The organism is Paenibacillus sp. SSG-1 (assembly GCF_002224835.1).
Taxonomy (GTDB): Bacteria; Bacillota; Bacilli; order Paenibacillales; family Paenibacillaceae; genus Paenibacillus_AQ; species Paenibacillus_AQ favisporus.
This window is the reverse complement of sequence record NZ_MBRK01000001.1, coordinates 7,129,137-7,147,477: the sequence shown is the minus strand read 5'-3', so window position 1 is coordinate 7,147,477 and position 18,341 is coordinate 7,129,137. Positions and strand designations below refer to the sequence as shown.

Here is an 18,341-nt window from a genome sequence, read left to right as displayed (position 1 = left end):
CTCATTTTTATAACGCGTTATTAAATTTGTTTGGAGGCGCCGCTATGAGAGTGTTCAGGAAATACTGGGATTTATATCTGCTCATCCTTCCCGTCTTGGTGTATGTGCTCGTCTTCCACTACTATCCGATGTTCGGCCTACAGATTGCCTTCAAGAATTTTGTCGCCGTCAAAGGCATTTGGGGCAGTCCATGGACCGGACTCGACCACTTCCAGCGCTTCTTCGACAGTTATTACTTCTGGCGCCTCATCCGCAATACGCTGGGCATCAGCTTGTATGAGCTGGCCGTCGGTTTTCCGGCCCCTCTTCTCCTCGCGCTGATGATTCACGAAGTCCGTCACCGCTCTTTCCGCAAATTTGTCCAAACCGTCACCTATGCGCCGCATTTCCTGTCCATGGTCGTTCTGGTCGGCATGGTCCTGATGTTTCTGTCGCCGCAAAAGGGCGTCGTCAATCATCTCATAACCTGGTTCGGCGGCGAGCCGATCTCCTTCCTGACTGAACCCGAATGGTTCAAGACGGTGTATGTACTCTCGGGCGTCTGGCAGTCTGCAGGCTGGGGTTCCATCATCTATCTGGCCGCGCTCGCCGGCATTGATCCGGGCCTTCATGAAGCCGCTATCATTGACGGAGCCAGCCGCCTGCGCCGGATTTGGCACATTAACCTCCCCGGAATCATGCCAACCGTCGTGATCCTGCTGATCCTGAACCTCGGCAGCCTGATGGGGGTTGGCTTCGAGAAGGTCTATCTGATGCAAAACAGTCTGAATAAAGAAAGCTCCGACGTCATTGCCACCTATGTCTATCAAAGCGGCATCCTCGGTTCCCAATACAGCTTCTCGGCCGCAGTCGGATTATTCAATTCGGTGGTGAACTTTATTCTGCTGGTGATCGTCAACGCCGCCGCGCGCAGGCTGAACGAAACCAGCCTTTGGTGAGGAGGGATTACCGTGGATCATCCAACGATCGGCGACCGCATTTCGGGGGCATTGATTTACGCCGCCTTGGCCGTCATTCTGGTTCTTGTGCTTTATCCGCTCATTTATGTACTGAGTGCATCGGTCAGTGAGCCTTCCGCCGTGATCGAGGGCCGAATGTGGCTGTTTCCCGTCGACTTGACGTTTACCGGATACAACAAAATCTTCCACAACGAGGAAGTGCTGATCGGCTACCGCAATACGATTCTCTACACCGTGGTCGGGACGGCCATCAACCTGTTCATGACGACCGCCGCGGCCTACCCGCTGTCCCGGAAGGACTTTGCAGGACGCGGTGTCATTACCGCCATCCTTGTGTTCACCATGTTCTTCAGCGGCGGCCTGATCCCTACATACCTGCTCATCAAAAGCCTTCATATGATCAACACCATCTGGGCGCTCATTCTTCCGGGTGCCGTGTCGGTCTATAACATCATTATCATGCGCACCTTCTTTCAAATGAGCATCCCGCCGGAGCTTCAGGAAGCGGCAGCGATCGACGGCTGCGGCAATCTGCAGACGCTGTGGCGGATCGTCCTTCCGCTGTCGATGCCCATTCTTGCGGTCATGGTGCTCTTTTACAGCGTTGGACACTGGAACTCTTACTTCAATGCCCTCATTTATCTGTCCGAGCGCAGCAAGTTTCCGCTTCAGCTGTTTCTCCGCGAAATCCTCGTCAAGGGGGAAGTCGACAACATGGTTCAGGGCGGAGCGGCCATGATCGGCCAGGACCAGCAGATTCTGGATGCCGAGATTATTAAATACGCCATGGTGGTTGTCGCTAATGTTCCCATTTTTCTGCTGTATCCGTTCCTGCAAAAGTACTTCGTCAAAGGCATTATGATCGGCGCGATAAAGGGCTAATCCGCTCTTGTCGATAAATTTGATGTGTTCAGGGAGGTCTTATCCGTATGAAATGGAAAAAAGGCGCGCAGCTGCTGACTACGGTTTTGATGGTGACCGGGATCCTCGCAGGCTGCAGCGGGGGTTCTGGAAACGGGCAGGCGGAGGAAAAGCCCGGCGGTGAAAGCAGCGGTAAATCATCCGTTAGTGCAACCGGGTTTCCTATCGTGCAGCAGCCGATTACGCTGAACTTCTTTGCCGGGCAGGCGGCCAGCGCGCCCCCGGACTGGAACAAGGTCGAGATTTGGAAGGAATATGCGGCAAAGACGAACGTCAACGTCAACTGGCAGCTTACGCCTGTGGACAGCCTGACCGAAAAACGCAACCTGCTGCTGGCGGGCGGGGATCTGCCCGACGCCTTCCATACGGCGAGGTTTACCAGCGTCGATCTGGCCAACTACGGTGCTCAGGGGCTCTTGATCCCGCTGAACGACCTGATTGACCAATACGCCCCTAACTTTAAGGCGCTGATGGAAAAGCATCCGGAAATCAAGAAAGGACTGACGATGCCCGACGGCAACATCTACTCCCTCCCCACCTTCTACGATCCCGATTTCAAATCCGTCGTCATCGGCTCGGAGCTGTGGATCAACAAAAAATTCCTTAGCGCACTCGGAATGAAAGAACCGACCACGACTGAGGAGTTCTATCAGTATCTGAAGGCTGTGAAGACAGGTGACCCGAACGGTAACGGCAAGAACGACGAAATTCCGTACGCAGCCAGCGGAGTCGGAGGACTGCTCGATCAGCTGAAGGGCTCTTGGGGTCTCGGCAACCGGGGGAACACCCACCCCCGAGTAGATATGGACCCGGATACCGGCAAGCTGAGATTTATTCCGGCGGATCCGAAGTACAAGGAGCTTTTGCAGTATGTGAACCGGCTGTATAAGGAGAACCTGTTCATTCCTGAAATTCTGACGATCAAAGGCAATGAGGTGCTCGCCAAAGGCAAGGACGGCCTGTACGGCTCCTTTATGTACACCAATGCCGATACGTTCGGCGACCATAAAGACGATTATACGGGCGCAAACGCCTTGACCGGCCCGGGTGGGGAGCGGCTGTTCTCCCGGGCACGCTCCCCGCTCGTGGATGCCGGCGCCTTCGCCATCACCAGCAGCAACAAGTACCCGGAAGCGACGATGCGGTGGGCGGATTACTTCTACAGTGAGGAAGGCAGCACGATGTTCTTCATGGGCATCAAGGACAAAAGCTATGTCGTCAAACCGGACGGCTCCGTGGACTACACCGACGAATACAAGGCCGATCCGGAATTCGGGAAAAAGTACGTCACCTGGGCCGGCGGATATTATCCGGCGATGCTGACAGCCAAGACGTTTAAGGGCGGCGAGAGCTCGCCGGCGAACCTGGAGGCTGCCAAAAAAATCGAGCCTTACTATCCGGAAGAGGTATGGCCTCCATTCACCTATACCCAGGATGAGGTGGCCCGCTTCACCTCGCTTGAAACCGACATCAGCGCCTATGTCGAAGAAATGACGACCAAATTCGTGACGGGGGATGCCCCGTTCTCCGAATGGGACAATTACGTGGCCACGCTCAAAAAAATGGGGCTGGACGAATACATGGACATCTATAACCAAGCTTACGAACGGTACAAGAAGGAATAGGCAACTTTTTTCAACGGAAATCGACCTATGCTATAATACAGCAAAGAACAGCCCGCAAGGCAGCCCATGTCTCGCCGCCACGGTTACAAGGAGAGTGTAATACGCATGTCCGTTACAAAAAAAGAAATTGCCGAGTACCTCGGCGTGTCCCGCTCCGCGGTTTCCCTCGTTCTCAATAACGCGCCGGGCAGCACGATTTCGGAAAAGACGCGCCAAAGGATCCTTCAGGCCGCCAGGGAACTCGGATACGACGGGGCGGATGTCACGCCGAAGCTGTGCTTTATTTTGTACGGACGCGCCCCCGACGACCCCAGGTACATGTACGACCTCGCGACGATTGAGCAGGCGGCAAGCCGCCACCATTTTTCGCTGCTGTTTATGAACGTGCAGGCGGATGCCGAGGGGCTCGAAAAGATGCGCAAGGCGGTCCTGAGCAAGGAGGCGGAGGGCTACTTCGTGACCGGCGATCTGGACGATAAAGCGATCGACCTGATTACCGAAGCCAAGGTACCCTATCTTTTCTACGGGGGCATCCCCCGTGAAGGCACGAACAGCATCGTGATGGATCATGAAAAAGGGGCTTACGAGGCCGTGAAGTATCTGCTGTCGTTCGGGCACAAACGGATCGCCTTCTTCAGCGGGAATTTGAACATTCCCATTCATCAGAAAAACCTGAACGGCTACTACCGCGCGCTGGAGGAAGCCGGGATTCCACTGGACAAATCGCTGGTCCAGGCCAGCAGCGGCGAAGACGGCTACGAGCTGTGCGCCCGGATGAATGTGCTCGATATCGGCTATACGGCGGTATTTTCCGTCAATACGGTTATTCAGTTCGGTGCCCTGCAGTGGCTGAAGGAGCATGGCGTGCAGGTTCCCGGCGAGGTCAGCCTCGTCGGTTACGGCTTCTCGGAGCTGGCGAAGCTGAGCAAGCCGCCGCTGACCACCTTTTACGTCGCCCCTGCGAGCCGTGAGCTGGCGGTTAACCGGATGATCGAAATGATCCGCAGGAAGGATCTGGAGCCCCAAGTGACCTATTTGACCGAGATGGAGTGCTTTCCCGGAGAGACGGTTGCCGCGAACACGGCGAACACGAAGCTTTAAGCAATGACAAGCGTAAGGTCGGGACTGGTGTTCCGCCCATCGAAGTAGACAGCTATAGGAATAAACCAGGCAGCCTTAGTACGGTACTCCACCGGACTAAGGCTGTTTCATTTTAGGCGTTTCCTGTTTTCGTTCTATTCGATTACCATCGTATAGCATTCTCTCGATAAATCATTCTTGACTTAATCCAAAACAAACAAAGCCGGCGGCTGCCGGCTTACGTTACGTGAAATGCTCCCTTGAACGATGCCGCATGCAGAAAATGCCCCGTCACTCTGCCCGCTCTTCCCCATAAAGCTCCGTCAGGTGAGCAATGTGATTGACTCCCCAATCATTCATCGCCTGGAGCAATGGCGTCATGCGTTGGCCGTAGTCTGTAATGGAATATTCGACCCTTGGCGGGATCTCCTTATAGACCTCACGATGCACGATATCGTGATACTCCAGTTCCCTTAACTGTTGGGTCAGCATTTTCTTCGTGATGTCCGGGATCGATTTCTGAAGCTCGCTGAACCGCAACGTTCCATGGTTCAACAGACGGAGCAAAATCACGGGCTTCCATTTCCCGATCAGAATATCCAGCGCCGTTTCAAACTTACAATAAGTATTCACGCACATCCTCCTATCCCTTGATTGGCTTAAGGTATATTTTTCGATACTACGTTTATTTAAAGTGCCTACTTCCATCATCCCACCCTTACTCCCTATTATATATCCATGGTTAAAGACGAAACAGAGCCAGGATAAGGAGCAGTGAAGACATGAACGTTGTACTTTGGATTGTGCAAGGAATCTTGGGAGCCGGATTCCTATATTCCGGTTGGATGAAGGCGTTTCAGCATGAACAAGCGCGAACGGCCTGGCCGTGGGTTGGAGACGTACCTAAAACGCTCGTTTGGGGGATCGGATTGTTGGAATTGGCCGGGGTTCTCGGGGTGATTTTGCCTTTGGCCACGGGGATCGCACCAATATTAACACCGATCGCTGCACTCGGCCTGGCCGTGACGGTACTGCTCGGCGCCGCTTTCCATGTGAGTCGGAAGGAATATAAAGAGATTGGCATCAATATCGTGTTTCTGGTGCTGGCAATCATAGTCGTTATCGGCCGCTGGTAATGGCGTTAAATGAAAGATCCCCTCCTAGCATACGGCTGTGCACTAACTCAGCACTTGTTTGCTTGCAGGGGATCTATCCGTCGTGCGGGATTCACCGATTAACTCGAGTCCTGTTTTTGATATTCGGCGGGATGCTAAATCTTCGATTTTTTGGATTTGACCTTGAGCAAATCGCCAGTCCATCCCTTCCGGTGCATCCAAAGGTACATGATGGCGGTGCTGAGGAACGTGATCAGCATGATCCCGACGAACCCCCATGGTACCTTGATGCCCGGCAGGTTCTCGAAGTTCATCCCCCAGATCGCGCCTGCTACGGTGGCCGGAGTAAAAATCGCCGTCAGGATCGTCAGCGTCTTCATGATTTCATTGCCGCGGAACGCCGAAATGGCATCATCGATGGATATCAGTGTATCAATCTCATCTTCGTAATGGCGGAACGCCCGGTCCATCCGCTCGATCCGGTGCAGCAGCTGCATGAACGGCCGGCTGTTCTCCAGCTTGTCCAAATACCCCTCTCTGGCAGCCGCGATCAGCTCTTGAAACGGCGTGAACAGATTGCTCCAATACAGCAAAGCAAACCGCGAGTTCAGGATTTTGTCCATCAAATACCGCTGGTTATCCATCTCCATCGCATGCTCCAGCTTGCGGAGGTTCGCTTCGAAATGATCCAGTCCGAGATGAAAATAGTGCAGAATCGTCCGGGCCAGCACGAACATACCATCTACCGCACTGTGGCATTGGTGCAGCATGGCCGTACGTTCTTCGGTAGCCATGATTTCGCGGGTATTCTGATCCAGGTTGATCGTAATCAGCTTGTCGCGCTGAACGTAAAAGTGAACCCGGTCCACGTGCGCGCTGTCCTCCACTTCCGCTTTGACCGAGTAGGGCAGCGTGCCGAACATAACGGCATCCACGCCGTTGGGAAACCGGACGGACATATAGTTCTGTGCGATGTTCGGGATGACTTCCAGCCATTCCTCGATCAAAGGGCACGCTTCCTGCAGCTGCCTGAAGTCTTCCGATGACCAATCCTCCACCACCAGATCATGCCATGTCCAGTGACCCGCAAAAGATAATATATTGCTTGAAACCTCAGCCACCATATGACCCCGCCTCCTCTATCTCACCATCCATATCTTTGTTCACCAAAAAGGACACGCCGTATATTCTCAAGGGAGAACTGGCGTGTCCTTACGAACTTCCGGTTGAGTCGAAACATAACATAAGCTTGTCCGTCATTGGTATGAATTAGACATGATTTCTTTCAGCTTTTCTGTTGCACGCTTCTGAATCCGCGAGACACTCATCTGGGAAACCCCCAGCTTCTGGGCGATTGAGCGCTGGGATTCACCATCCTGGAAGGCAAGCAGCAGCACTTTCTGTTCCTGTTCCTTCAGCTGGCTCATCGCCTGCTGGAGGTCCATCCGTTTTTCCACCGAATCATAGTCGTTGACGTCCGAACTGATCAGTTCACCGAGCGTTGCACCCGTTTCTTCCTGGGACAGCGGAGAGTCCAGTGAAACATAGTGGTAGCATTCGCGTCCTGCCAGGACCTCTACCGTTTCTTCCACCGAGAGATCCAGGAATTCGGCGATTTCGCGGACGTCCGGCGAGCGCTCCAGCTTGACGGTTAACTCATCAATAGCCTGCTGGACGAGTGCGCCTTTCTCTTTGATCCTTCTTGGAACCTGGATATACCAGGACTTATCCCGCAAAAAGTTTTTCATATGCCCGATCATGCTCTTCATGGCATACGGTTCAAACGGAATGCCCAAGCTGATGTCATACTGCTGCAGCAGCCGGATCAGAGCCATCTGGCCGACTTGGTACAAGTCCTCATAGAGGTCCGGGCGGTTACGGGCGATTTTACCCGCGGCCATCTTGACCATCGGTTCATATTTTTGGATAAGCACGGTGGCGATATCGTTGTCTTTCGTCTGCTGGTATTCCCAGATCAGACCGACCGCCTCGCTCATGGACTCGGGGGGAGTCACCTTATCATTCATACTTTCTCCTCACTTCTCATGAGCCGTTTGGTCATAACCACCTGGGTGCCGCGTCCGGCCTCATTATCTACCATCACATCGTCCATGAGCGCCTCCATCAAGTAGAAGCCGAGTCCCCCGATTTCCACATCATGAAGGTCTTTGTCATGCAATGTCACGGTGTTTTCGGTACGGTTCATCCGGTCAAAGCTCTCCCCGTCGTCCTTGACCTTGATGGACAATTGGTCATTGCCGATTTCGAACGTTACTTCCACCATGCCGCCTTCCTGACCATAAGCATACAAAACGGAGTTGTTACAAGCTTCCGATACGGCTACCTTCATATCTTCAATGTCCTCATAAGAAAAACCCATCTTCGATGCGATTCCATACAAGTTCAATCTTACGATATCTACAAAATCAGCATTGGCCGGTAATGTTATCACGACTTTTTGAACTTCAGCATTCATACTGTCTTCGATCCTTTCCTATTGGGAATTCCTACTGGCGGCAAAAAACTTCGCAATACCCGTCATGTCAAACAGCCTTTGGATTTGGGAAGGAACCTCTTCCACGACAAAACGGGCATCCATCCCATGTCTGGCCTTCAATATAGACAATAGAATGCCGATCCCTGTGCTATCGATATATTTCAGATCCTTCAAGTTAATCACTAGATCGATTTCGGAATCCCCAACTAGCGGTTCCATGACAAGCCTGAAGTCGGGCGCCACCGATAAATCCAGTTCCCCGCTCAGGTACACCGTGCAGGAACCTTCATGGCGTTCTGTCGTTGCATTGAATTTTTCGTTCTTATTCGTATTCATAGACATTCTCTCCCGAATTTTTTGTTTTTCTTGTATAAGAACAGTTAACCCTAAATTCCCCCGTTTGAATCAGCCTGTACGCAAGCTTATGCCTGGCAATATTTGGGCCCCGTCACATGGAGTTGGCATCGGAGGTCTGCAAGCCTTTGCTTTGTGCAGGCACGGGATGCTTCATCAGAATCTCCTTCACCGATTTCATATTGACCGGCTTGCTGATATAATCGTCCATCCCGGCTTCTCTGCACCGGCTTCGGATGCCTTCCATCACATTGGCGGTCATGGCGATGATAACCGGCCGGTATCCCTGAGGCTGCATCTCGCGGATAAGGGCCGTGGCCTCCAGACCGTCCATGACCGGCATTTGCAAATCCATGAAGATCAGCCGGTACACCGGATTGGCGCGGATTTTATCCACCGCCTGCCGCCCGTCCTCGGCCACTTCTGCTCTCAATCCCAGCTTGCCCAGCATGCTCACCATCAGCTTCTGGTTGACCGGATGGTCGTCTACCACGAGGATCAGCGGTTCTTCGTCTTTTGCAGACGGCAGGGAAACAAGCAGGTCGTCGCCCATGCCCATCATGCCGTCATCCGATTCAGGCTCGCTCGTCTGGATCGTAAAGATAAACGTGGCGCCCTTCTCCTCGGTCGATTCCACCTTAATGCTGCCGCCCATCATTTCAACGAGCGATTTGCAGATGGCCAGTCCCAGCCCCGTGCCCCCGTATTTCCGGGTCATCGAAGAATCCAGCTGGGAGAACGGCTGGAACAAGCGGTTTTGCTTATCCGGCGTAATGCCGATACCCGTATCCTTTACCGCAAATTCGATCATGAGGCTGCCGTCTTCGGCTCTTTCCCGTAGTGACACCATCAGATAGACTCCGCCCTGATGCGTAAACTTCACCGCATTGGAGATCAGATTGATCAGCACCTGACGCAGGCGGGCCATATCCCCGTAAATGATGGGCGGGATGGCTTCATCGATAAAGTACACCAGCTCCAGGTCCTTTTTCCCTGCTTCCATAGAAAAGAGGCTGAATACTTCCTTGATGCAGTTTTGCAGCTCAAACGGATGCTCCTCCATCTCCATTTTCCCGGATTCCATCTTGGTAAAATCGAGGATGTCGTTGATCACCGTGACCAGTGCGTCGGCGCTTTTGCGGATAATCTCCGTATATTCCAGCTGCTCTTCCTTAAGCTCGGTTTCCATCAGCAGATCCACCATACCGATCACGCCGTTCATCGGCGTGCGGATTTCATGGCTCATCATCGCCAAAAATTCGGTTTTGGCCTTGGCCGCGATTTCAGCCGCCTCTTTGGCTTTAATGAGCTCCTGATTGGCTTTTTCCAGTTCCTGCGTTTTTTGCTGCAGCAGCATGGACTGGGTTTTATGCTTTTTGTTGGTCAAGTACATTTCCACAAAGCCTTCAATTTTGGACTTCAGGATTTGCGGGATAAACGGCTTCACCATATAATCAATCGCACCGGCTGAATAACCTGCGAATAAATGCTCGGCTTCTTTACTGTTCGCTGAAATGAAGATGATCGGAATGTCCTTCGTTTTATCCCTTGCCTTGATCAATTTGGCTGTTTCAATCCCGTCCATACCTGGCATTTGAACATCCAGTATGATCACAGCAAACTCATCCTTCAGCAGGCACCGGAGCGCTTCCTCACCGGAGGTCGCCTTCACAAGATTATATTGCTCACTCTCCAGCACTGCTTCAAGGGCGAGTAAGTTCTCCGGACGGTCATCAACCAGCAGAATATGAATCGGTTCTTGAGACCCCATGGAATCCTCCCACTTCTCTAGTTAATCTTCCTGTAGATTTTCTCCACACGATCCAGCGGTTCGTAAGAATCACTGTATTCTGTAAACTGTATCGACTCTTTTGCTCCAAGAACCAGAATTCCGAAACGGCTTAAGCTTTCATAAAACAGGCCGTGGACATGATCCCGGAGCGTGTCGTTAAAGTAGATCATCACATTACGGCAAAATATAACGTTAAACTCGTTGAAGGAGCGGTCCGTTGCCAGATTATGCTCCGCAAAGATCATATTTTTGCTTAGAAAGGGCTGGAAAATCACCGAGTTATACTTAGCGGTATAATACTCGGAAAAGGAACGGGTTCCGCCCGCCTCAATGTAATTTTTCGTATACAGCTTCATTTTCTCAATCCCGAAGATCCCCTGCTTCGCCTGCTCCAGGGAACGGTCGTTCATATCCGTGGCGTAAATCCTCGCCTTGTCCAGAAGTCCCTCTTCATGCAGCAGAATCGCCATGGAGTAGACTTCTTCTCCGGTGGAGCATCCTGCATGCCAGATGCGGATATACGGATAGGTTCTCAGCAGGGGGACGATCTTTTTTCGAAAAGTCAGAAAGAGGTTCGGATCGCGAAACATCTCTGTGACGGGAATCGACAGATTATGAACCAGCCGCTCAAAAACGGGCCGGTGATGCAGCACCTTCTCCTGCAGCTGGGAAATATTGCTTAAACTTTCCGCGCGTATAAAATGCCATATCCGGCGCCGGAGCGACGGAATCGCATAATTGCGGAAATCGTAACCATATAAACGGTGAATGCCTTCCAGAAGAAGCTCAAGCTCGATATCTTCCCGTTCCGTCTCATCCTTTACGGGGATGTCCTGATCTGTATGCCCCAAATCCATTCTCTTTCCTCCTGCTTACGTTTGCTTCAATGATGAAAATGTAATGCTATTACCTATTACCCCGTTATTGCCCTTACGAATACAACCAAACCCTCATCAGGGATAATAACTGTTCCGTTTGGATCGGCTTCTTCACGTAATCGGAAGCACCGGCCTCGATACACTTGGAGCGGTCTTCTTTCATCGCCTTGGCGGTCAAGGCAATAATCGGAAGCTTATGGAACTGAGGTATCTGGCGAATCTGCCGCATCGCCTCGTAGCCGTCCATCTCCGGCATCATCATATCCATCAGCACCAAATCGAACGGCTGGCCTCCGGTCAGGATATCGATCGCCTCGCGTCCGTTCTCGGCGAAGGTCACCTCCATGCCATAATTCTCCAGAACACTCGATAGCGCAAAGACGTTCCGGATATCGTCGTCGACGAGGAGGATTTTCTTCCCTTCGAACAGCGCTTCCCTGTTATGAAGCTTCTGCAAAATTTGACGCTTGTCCTCAGGCAGATTGGCTTCCACCCGGTGCAGGAACAAGGTAGTTTCGTCCAGAAGGCGCTCAGGCGATTTCACGTCCTTGATAATAATGGACTCGGTGTATTGGCGCAGGCGCATTTCTTCCTTGCTGTCGAGATCTTTGCCGGTGTACACAATGATCGGAAGGTAGCCCAGGTTCTCGTCCTGCTGGATCTGATCCAGCAGCTCGAAGCCGGTCATATCGCTCAGCATCAAATCGAGCACCATGCTGTCGTAGCGTTTCTTCCGCAGCTCGCTGAGCGCCTCCTTGCCAGTGGACACAGCGGTAATGGCCACGTCATCGTGATCGATAAGCTCAATAATCGAACGGCGCTGGATGTCATCGTCCTCAACGATGAGGAGATGCTTCAGCGACTGCTCGGTATACGACTCAATATGTGAGAAGGCATGCTCCAGGGACGCTTTGGTCGAAGGCTTCTTCAAGTAGGCGATAGCCCCCATTTTCAGCCCTTGCTTCACTTCATCCGATACCGAAATGATGTGAACCGGGATATGGCGGGTTGCCGAATCCCCCTTCAGCTCGCCCAGGATCGCCCAGCCGTCCATGACCGGAAGCTGGATGTCCAGGATGATCGCATCCGGCAGGTAAGTCTTCGCCATATCGAGGCCGATATCGCCCTGCATCGCCGCGAGGGCCTTAAAGCCTCTCCCCCGCGCCATATCCATCAGAATACGGGCAAATTTGATGTCATCCTCAATGATGAGCAGTACCTTATCTTTATCGGCAATCCGCTCGCGGTCGTCTTCGAGAGGCTCCGCCGCGTTGATGGCGGATTCCTCTTCATCCACCATGTTCTGCGCCGGCTTGGGCAGCATCAGCTCGCTGGAAACGGCAGCCTCGTCCTGAGCGGAAGAAGACGCCTCCGGCTTCTCCTCCGTGACCGGCAGATACAGCGTAAAGCAGCTGCCATGCCCTTCGACCGATTCGACTTCAATTCCCCCGCCAAGCAGGCGGGACAGCTCACGGCTGATGGAAAGGCCAAGTCCGGTACCGCCATACTTGCGGCTGGTCGTACCGTCCACCTGCTGGAACGCCTCAAAGATCAGGTCGGTCTTATCTTTCGGTATACCGATGCCCGTATCCTTGACGGCCGCCGCGATATATTCCTTGTTCCGGTCCAGATAAGCCGGCAGGGCTTCCGGATCCGCCCGGCGGACCGTGAACACGACCGAACCCTGGCTGGTGAATTTAAACGCATTGGACAACAGGTTGCGCAGGATCTGCTTGACCCGGTATCCGTCGGTAACGACGGAATCCGGCACATCGTTGTCCACGTGAACGTGGAGCGCAACCTGCTTCGAATTGGCCAGCGGCTTGAAATTCTGGTTGACGAAGGTCTGCCATTCCTCGATCGGCACGGTTTCGGAGTTGATCTCCATTTTGCCGGCATCGACCTTGGACAAATCCAGAATTTCGTCGATCATCTTGAGCAGATCGGCGCCCGACATGTAGATCGTATGAGCATATTCCTTCTGCTTATCGCTCAGGTTTCCTTCCTTATTCTCGGACAGGAGCTGCGACAGGATCAGCAGACTGTTGAGCGGCGTGCGTAGCTCGTGGGACATATTCGCCAGGAACTCCGACTTATATTTGCTGGTCACCGCCAGCTGCATCGCCTGCTGCTCCAGTCTGGCCTTCGCATCTTCAACCTCGATGTTCTTCTCCTCAAGCTGCTGCATCTGCTCTTCCAGCGCGCGCGTCTTGCCGATCAGCTCGGTATTGTAATGCTCGAGTTCCTCCTGCTGGCGCTGCAGCAAATCCTCGGAGCGCTTGAGCGCTTCGGTCTGCTCCTCCAGATTTTCGTTGGAGCGGCGCAGCTCCTCCTGCTGGGTCTGCAGCTCCTCGGATTGGCACTGCAGCTCCTCGGTCAGCGCCTGCGATTCACGCAGAAGCTCCTCGACGCGAACGCGGCGGTTAATGTTATTAATAATGACGCCCAGACTCACGGTGAGTTGGGACAAGAGCTGTCTGGACAGCTCACTGAACGGCTCGAACGACGCCATTTCAACGACGCCGAGCAGCTCGTCTTCAAACACGACCGGATAGATCAGCAGATGAGCCGGCTTCGCCGAACCAAAGGCCGAGTCCACTGACAGGTATTCTTCCGGCAGCTCGGTGATAATCGGTTTGCGGTCCAAAGCGCTCTGCCCGACCAGCCCTTCTCCGATTTCAACTCTGCCTCTCGGCGAGCGTTCTCCCTGGCCGGCGTATGTTCCGCCAAGAGACAGCATATTCGGATTTTTATCATCGTCCTGAATATATATAGCCCCATAGGCCGCCCCGATGATCGGCGTAAACTCGCTGATGAACATTTGGGACACCTGCTTGCTGGAATTGATGCCGCGAAGAAGCTCGGTAACCCGGCTCGCATTGGAATTAAGCCAGTTCTGGTCCTTCTGGGCCTGGAGGTAGTTCTGCTCCAGCTCCTGCTTCTCTTCCAGGTCTTCGGCGATCTCCTTGAACACATGGGCCACCTGGCCGATTTCATCTCTTGAGGTCACCTTAATCCGGCGGATGGCCTGGATCCGGCCTTTGGCAAAGCTGTTGATCATCATGTTCACGACGCCGAGTCCCCTCGTGATGGTGGAGATGACCCACAGAATAACGGCAAGTCCAAGCAGCAGACCGGCAATCATAATGGCGGTCGTGATTTGAACGGACCGGTTGTAGGCCGCTTTGGCATTACTGATCTGCTGATCGACCAGCAGATCCTGATATTCGGACAGCGCATTGATGCTGTCTATCGCTTCCTGCTGGATCGGGGTTCCACTCCCATTTCGATAGGTGTTGGCTTCGTCCATCATCCCTTTGGATAACAAAGCGGACTGCTTGTTGATATATTCCTTGTAATCCGACCACGCCTTCTGAACGCGGTTGAGCATTTGTTTCTCCTCAGGAGAGGTGGTGGTTGCATTCAGCTTCTGCAAACTTTGTTCGCCCTTGGCGATCATATCGTTGATCTGGGAAGTGCTGTTATCTGTCGCCACGCTGTGATTCAGCATCATACTCATAACGAACCTGGACATATCGTTCACTTCGCTCCGGACCCCGGTGGAATACCGCACTTTCAAATACCGGTCCTCATAGATACGATCCATTTGCTTGTTCATATAATTCATGCGGTCGTAGCCGACCACCGTCAAAGCAATCAAAATGAGCATGAGCGAACCGAAGCCGATCACCAGCTTAGTCTTCAGTTTCATTCTTCATTCGCTCCCTCTTTTAACGAAATCCAGACGAGACATTTATCGTCTTCCCGCTCCTGGGTTCCGTGGTCTTCAAAAAATGCCTGGTACATCTTCTCTTCATTCCATTCATGCGAATGCTTCAGGTGGCTGACCAAAAAGTCGACCTGTTCGTCATGATCGCCCTGGACCAGTTCCAGCAAGCCGTCGGTGTACAGCGCAATATGGCCTTCCCCTTCGTAAGACAAGCTCTGCGGATCGATGTCCATCTTGTCGAATAGGCCGACCGGACAGCATGCCTGGTCAAGCAGCAGCATGTCTCCGTTCTGTTGGAAAAATAAAGCCGGGGGATGCCCGGCGTTGACGTAGTCAATCCGTTTCATCGAGGTATCAACAACTAAATAAATCGCCGTAAAATAATATTGGACAAGCTGATTTTCGATGTGAAGCTGGTTGAACCGGCGGTTCAGCTCCTGGATCACTTTCTCCGGCTCCACATAAGTCGTTACCGTATCCTTCAGGACCGACGCGATGAACATCGTAAACAGGGACGACGAGATGCCATGGCCCATCATATCCAAAAGAATGACACCGTATCGGCCGTTGCCGAGGGAATACCAGGCATACAGATCACCGGCAAGCTCAGCGGAAGGCTGATAAATGGCGTGGACCTCAAACAGCTCGTCCTCAATAGCGGGACTGAGCACCGCGTTCTGAACAAGCGCAGCCAATCTCAGCTCCTCCTGAATCCGCTGATCGCGCTCCTTATGCCAGTCCTTCTCATGTTTGAGACGGAGTGCCAGGCGGATCCGGGCCATCAGCTCCACTTTGTTGATCGGTTTGGTCACATAGTCGACCGCTCCGGCATCCAGCGCCTCGGCTAACTTTTTGGAATCTCCCACCGCCGTGACCATGATGATCGGTATATCCTTGAGATGCTCGTTTTTCTGGATCACCTGACAGGCTTCGATCCCATCCATTTCAGGCATCATCATATCGAGCAAAATCAAGTCAAAATCGGACGCCTTCGGCTGACCTTCTTTGGCATAGCCGTCAGCCCCCAAGATTTCAAACATTTCTCTTGCCGATGCGGCTTTATCGATATCCCGGTAGTTTTCTTTCTTTAAAATCTCCCGGATGATTATGACGTTAGTCGGATTGTCATCAACAATTAATATTCTCATAACCCTCTCCTTACGATCCTATGAAATTGTTGAAATCTCTATTTATATACTATATACCATACCGTGTGAATATTTCAGCATCTAAGGTCTATCAGTCGTTGGAACTCGGGGCATGATATCCCACTTGTTCCAAAAACATAGATAAGGAATGGGAAGCGTTATCCCATTCCTTATCTATGTTTTTGACATGCGCTGTATGCGGGAAATACCGGTCTCATGCCTTTTTAGCAACTACCAGCACCTTGCCCAGATCCAGTTCCTTTTCATAAAATTGAGCCTCAGCCTCCGTGAAGCCCAGCGACGTGATTTTGGCCCGGAGCTCGTCTCCGCGTGAACGGAACAGATTAGCAAGAGCATCAAACATGCCTTCTTCTTTAATGCCAACTTCACTTGCCCCTGCCGTGTCCGCAATCCGGTCGGTCCGGTCGCCGTCATGGGCCAGTACGAAAATATCATCGTACACATAACCCGCGCTGCGCAGCTGATTGACTTCTTCCACCGCTTGGACGCCGTTTTCCACAACTTTCGCAAATGATTTGGTATTGGTTGATGAATTCATCGTTCTCACTCTCCTATTCTTTGTTGATCCCGTACATGTTCTAATTAACCTCTGCGGGTTTAGTTGAAACGCCGTTTCCAGGAAACGGCAGGTTATTCACTCGCTTGGTCAAAAAAGTCGACTCCCGCGAGCCTTCCCGTTTCCGGATCCGTGTAAACCTTGACGGCATGGTGTCCGCGAAGATAGACGTCACCATCCTCCGCACGGAACTGCGGCTGACCTAAAGCATCGGCAACCCGGTATTTGCTCAAAGGGATCCAGGAACCGTTGATTTGCATCTTCCCTGCAGCCGCTCCCACATGAACGTAGTCCACGATGCCGTCGCAGAGCACGACGGCCGCGTCCTGGTAGACGTAAGCCGAGCAGCCGGTGAACGGATCGGGCGTCACTTTCAGCGGCTTGCCCTTGTGAGCGAGGACCTCCTGCTTGGTATCGTTCAGTGAAACCCCGTTCATCGTATCAAACGCGGTAAAGCGATCAGGGGTTTGCTGGACGGTCTGCCGGACAGCCTGGGCATTCGCCGTATGGCCCGGGTCAGGCTGGGCAGCGGACACGAAGGACAAGGGTGACAGTATTCCAAGCAGCAGCGTAATCATTTTCAACATGATTCTCATCCTTTCTGTTGTCAATGGGTCCAGCCTGAGCCATAGGTCCTACCGGCGCAGTCTCTGCCAGACCGTCGCGGCGGTGTCGATCCACTTCACCACGTTAGCCGCAGGCTTGGCCTTTGCTCCCGTTTCATATACAGCCGAATAGGACTCAAACGTGCGCTCCTCCGGCGTCGACGCGGAGGCAAGCATGTGCCGCGGACGGGACTCTACCTGGTGCTTGGGCTGCTTAAACTTGTGAATCAAGGTTGTGGAAGCCTGTTTCGCAGCCAGGGTTAACTCGCTGAGCACTTCACCCAAATTTTTCACCGAATTCATGACCGGATCAATCTGTTTCATCTTATGCTCGACATCCGCCGTAATATCGTTGGCGTGCCGAACGATTTGCTTGATCTCATAGCTGAGTTCGTCGATCGTCTGCTGAACCTCCTGCAGAGTTTGCGTCGTCTTCTCGAGCGAACTTTTCGCGGCCAGCAGCGTTTTAATGAGATAAACGACCAGGACCGCAAAAGCGACCGCGATTAACGCGACACTGAGCGACATAATCATGTGCATAACCTCTCTTTCTTGTCTCTTCAAGATGCCTTCCATGCTTCCTGTAAGGCTCACTTAAGCGTTAGTTACCCTATCGCCCAAATGACGAAACAGCGCCGCTTTTTACCAAAGTCAGGGCTTGTTTCATTCCCCTTGGGCCCGGTTAAGTATGACTACGAGGGTGAACGGGACCCGCTGGTTTATCGGCGTATGTCCAGTCATTATATCGCCCAAACTCTACAGGAAAGAAAGGTGAGCAAGATGTTGAAATGGTCGATTATCTTCTTAATTATTGCGATCGTCGCCGGAATCTTCGGATTCTTCGGAATCGTATCTGCGGCGGCTACGATTGCCAAGGTGCTGTTCTTCATTTTCCTGGTTCTCTTTATCATCTCCCTGTTTACCGGCCGCAGCCGAACGCCTTAACGGTATAAGGGCAGCTGATACGAGAAGACGAACAAGCCCAAAGAGATAAGAAAAAGGTTAGAATGAGCAAAAAAACCAAGCGGTCCTTCGGATAGAAGGCGCTTGGTTTTTTTAA

General features: G+C 52.5%; 18 protein-coding genes. 6 read left to right on the top strand and 12 right to left on the bottom strand.

The window, feature by feature from the left end; genetic code table 11:
- The first annotated feature begins 44 nt into the window (after positions 1-44).
- The 4 genes from BCV73_RS32575 (at position 45) to BCV73_RS32560 (ending at position 4,606) form a co-directional block, all read left to right on the top strand.
- Positions 45-938, top strand: coding sequence for an ABC transporter permease (locus BCV73_RS32575; RefSeq protein ID WP_089549857.1), 894 nt, complete (start codon positions 45-47; stop codon positions 936-938).
- Between the two features lie 12 nt (positions 939-950).
- On the top strand, positions 951-1,841 hold the full coding sequence (locus tag BCV73_RS32570) for a carbohydrate ABC transporter permease (protein ID WP_089549856.1): 891 nt from the start codon (positions 951-953) through the stop codon (positions 1,839-1,841).
- 47 nt (positions 1,842-1,888) lie between these two features.
- Complete coding sequence (locus BCV73_RS32565; RefSeq protein ID WP_089549855.1) at positions 1,889-3,505, top strand: type 2 periplasmic-binding domain-containing protein; 1,617 nt, start codon at positions 1,889-1,891, stop codon at positions 3,503-3,505.
- A 105-nt stretch (positions 3,506-3,610) separates the two neighbouring features.
- Entirely contained in the window at positions 3,611-4,606 is a 996-nt protein-coding gene (locus BCV73_RS32560) for a LacI family DNA-binding transcriptional regulator (RefSeq protein ID WP_179232108.1), read from the top strand.
- Positions 4,607-4,876: 270 nt separating this feature from the next.
- On the opposite strand, the gene BCV73_RS32555 is transcribed toward BCV73_RS32560, so the two are convergent.
- Positions 4,877-5,218 (bottom strand): winged helix-turn-helix transcriptional regulator, encoded by a 342-nt coding sequence (locus BCV73_RS32555; protein ID WP_256993076.1) that lies wholly within the window; start codon positions 5,216-5,218, stop codon positions 4,877-4,879.
- A gap of 149 nt (positions 5,219-5,367) precedes the next feature.
- Between BCV73_RS32555 and BCV73_RS32550 the strand changes: the two genes are divergently transcribed.
- On the top strand, positions 5,368-5,721 hold the full coding sequence (locus BCV73_RS32550) for a DoxX family protein (RefSeq protein WP_089549852.1): 354 nt from the start codon (positions 5,368-5,370) through the stop codon (positions 5,719-5,721).
- 134 nt (positions 5,722-5,855) lie between these two features.
- Here BCV73_RS32550 and BCV73_RS32545 read toward each other — a convergent pair whose 3' ends face one another.
- The 11 genes from BCV73_RS32545 to BCV73_RS32495 form a co-directional block, all read right to left on the bottom strand.
- The gene (locus BCV73_RS32545) at positions 5,856-6,824 is read right to left on the bottom strand and encodes a magnesium transporter CorA family protein (RefSeq protein WP_089549851.1); all 969 of its coding nucleotides are present in this window, start codon (positions 6,822-6,824) and stop codon (positions 5,856-5,858) included.
- Between the two features lie 132 nt (positions 6,825-6,956).
- Positions 6,957-7,727, bottom strand: coding sequence for a sigma-70 family RNA polymerase sigma factor (locus BCV73_RS32540; protein WP_076176089.1), 771 nt, complete (start codon positions 7,725-7,727; stop codon positions 6,957-6,959).
- On the bottom strand, positions 7,724-8,176 hold the full coding sequence (rsbW, locus tag BCV73_RS32535) for an anti-sigma B factor RsbW (protein ID WP_076176092.1): 453 nt from the start codon (positions 8,174-8,176) through the stop codon (positions 7,724-7,726). The genes BCV73_RS32540 and rsbW overlap by 4 nt, the downstream gene beginning before the upstream one ends.
- An 18-nt stretch (positions 8,177-8,194) precedes the next feature.
- Positions 8,195-8,533 carry an STAS domain-containing protein gene (locus BCV73_RS32530; RefSeq protein ID WP_076176095.1) on the bottom strand — a complete coding sequence of 113 codons (339 nt, stop codon included), beginning with the start codon at positions 8,531-8,533 and terminating at the stop codon, positions 8,195-8,197.
- A 112-nt stretch (positions 8,534-8,645) separates the two neighbouring features.
- Positions 8,646-10,322, bottom strand: coding sequence for a response regulator (locus tag BCV73_RS32525; RefSeq protein WP_089549850.1), 1,677 nt, complete (start codon positions 10,320-10,322; stop codon positions 8,646-8,648).
- Positions 10,323-10,339: 17 nt separating this feature from the next.
- A complete protein-coding gene (locus BCV73_RS32520; protein WP_076176101.1) occupies positions 10,340-11,200 on the bottom strand; it encodes a CheR family methyltransferase in 861 nt (286 codons plus the stop codon).
- Positions 11,201-11,273: 73 nt separating this feature from the next.
- Positions 11,274-14,933, bottom strand: a complete 3,660-nt coding sequence (locus BCV73_RS32515; RefSeq protein ID WP_089549849.1) for a response regulator — start codon at positions 14,931-14,933, stop codon at positions 11,274-11,276.
- A complete protein-coding gene (locus BCV73_RS32510) occupies positions 14,930-16,099 on the bottom strand; it encodes a PP2C family protein-serine/threonine phosphatase (RefSeq protein ID WP_089549848.1) in 1,170 nt (389 codons plus the stop codon). Before BCV73_RS32510 ends, BCV73_RS32515 begins: the two co-directional genes overlap by 4 nt.
- 214 nt (positions 16,100-16,313) lie before the next feature.
- Positions 16,314-16,658, bottom strand: coding sequence for a YflT domain-containing protein (locus BCV73_RS32505; RefSeq protein WP_076176109.1), 345 nt, complete (start codon positions 16,656-16,658; stop codon positions 16,314-16,316).
- 92 nt (positions 16,659-16,750) lie between these two features.
- Positions 16,751-17,263 carry a hypothetical protein gene (locus BCV73_RS32500; RefSeq protein WP_089549847.1) on the bottom strand — a complete coding sequence of 171 codons (513 nt, stop codon included), beginning with the start codon at positions 17,261-17,263 and terminating at the stop codon, positions 16,751-16,753.
- Between the two features lie 48 nt (positions 17,264-17,311).
- The gene (locus BCV73_RS32495) at positions 17,312-17,815 is read right to left on the bottom strand and encodes a DUF948 domain-containing protein (protein ID WP_076176265.1); all 504 of its coding nucleotides are present in this window, start codon (positions 17,813-17,815) and stop codon (positions 17,312-17,314) included.
- Positions 17,816-18,061: 246 nt separating this feature from the next.
- On the opposite strand from BCV73_RS32495, the gene BCV73_RS32490 reads away from it, so the two are divergent.
- Positions 18,062-18,226, top strand: a complete 165-nt coding sequence (locus tag BCV73_RS32490) for a DUF1328 domain-containing protein (RefSeq protein ID WP_076176112.1) — start codon at positions 18,062-18,064, stop codon at positions 18,224-18,226.
- Positions 18,227-18,341 lie beyond the last annotated feature (115 nt).